At 67.4% G+C, this 1,524-nt stretch carries 1 protein-coding gene; it reads left to right on the top strand.

The features are described 5' to 3' along the window. The first annotated feature begins 47 nt into the window (after positions 1–47). A complete protein-coding gene (locus WBA11_RS02640; protein ID WP_424519173.1) occupies positions 48–1,130 on the top strand; it encodes an IS110 family transposase in 1,083 nt (360 codons plus the stop codon). Positions 1,131–1,524 lie beyond the last annotated feature (394 nt).

Raw genomic sequence — 1,524 nt, 5'->3', positions numbered from 1 at the left:
ATTCCAATCAGGATGCCTTCCTTGAGATCCCACTCGCCGCCTGAGCCATGACGCCCGACTACTTCACCGGCCTCGACCTCCACAAGCGCTCCGTCACCGCCACCACGCTCGACGCCGCCGGTGCCGTCGTGGCCACCGCCAAGATGCCCTGCCGGCCCAAGGCGCTCCTGGCCTACTTCGCCCAGCAGCCCGGACGCCACGCCGCCACCGTCGAATGCACGACGGGGTGGTACTGGGTTAAGGACACGCTCGCGGATACCGTCGACCTCCACCTCGCGCACGCCAAGGGCGTCAAGGCCATCACCGCGGCCAAAGTCAAGACCGACTCGGCCGACGCGGCGATGCTGGCCCATCTTCTGCGGACTGATCTCCTGCCCGAAGCGCACATGGTCTCTGACGAGATGCGGCCCCTCCGCGACGTGCTCCGCACGCGCCTCAAGCTCGTCGAGCGCCGCGTGGCCGCCCAGAACTCGATCGCGCGGCTCCTCGAGAAGCACAACGTCCGCGACGTGTCCGACCTCGACGCCTTCGGGCAACTCCAGGCCGAGGCCCACATCGAGCAGGCCGAGCTCCTGCGCGCGCAGGTCAAGCGCCTGGAGAGCGCGCTCGTGCCCCACCTCGTCCCCGACGCCGACGTGCAGCGCCTGCTCCGCATCCCCGGCATCGGCAAGGCGTGCGCCTTCTCGATCCGGCTCGAAGTCGACGACGTCGCGCGGTTTGCGAGCGACCGGGCCTTCTTCAGCTATTGCCGCCTCGTGCCCGGCGCCGACAACTCGGGCGACCGGGTCCGCCACAAACGATCCCGCGACGGCAACCGCTATCTCAAGCTGGCCTTCAGCCACGCGGGCGTCCGGGCCATCCAGTACTACCCCGAAGTGAAGGCGTGGTACGGCTCGAAGCGGCGGAAGAAGCCCGAGGCGGTGGCGCGCTCGCTCGTCGCCAAAGAGATCGCTCGCATCGCGTACCACGTGTTGCGCAAGCACCAAGACTTCAACGGCCAGTTCAAAGGGAGACCTCTGAGCCGGACGAAGAAGGAGCTATGGCCCCTACTCGCAAGCCCGGCCGGTAGAACTGGCGACGGGCGGGGCTCCGGTCCCGTACCGCCCTTGGTGGGAGTGGGAAGCGGGTAGGCGTGCCGCCGACAGAGATCTGGGACGATGGGCGCCGAGCCCGTCCGTGGCCGAGAACGGTCACGAGAGCCCGTATGGGGGTGTGGCCCGCCAGCGCTTCGTCCCGCCGGTGACGGTGGGGAGCGACTGACGAGGACCGGACCGATCTGACGAAGCGGCGCCGATGCTCCGAGACTGTCGCGCTCCTCTGACCGGGGAGTGCAGGACGAGACTGGCCTTACGGCTCGAAAAACGCCTCACTTGACAAAGACCTGATTATGGGGGTTCTGCGTACGACCTACGGTCCGATGTCTGCTGGACCCTGCTCAGAAGCCGAGACAAAGCGCAGATCTCGAATCTCCGGCGAGACAAAGGACCCGATAAACGTTCCGGCCGAGTCGCGGTGAAGCGTCCC

Source organism: Rubrivirga sp. (assembly GCF_049648075.1).
Classification (GTDB): Bacteria; Bacteroidota; Rhodothermia; order Rhodothermales; family Rubricoccaceae; genus Rubrivirga.
Note: the sequence above shows the minus strand (reverse complement) of the source record. Positions and strands in the feature narration are given on the sequence as shown.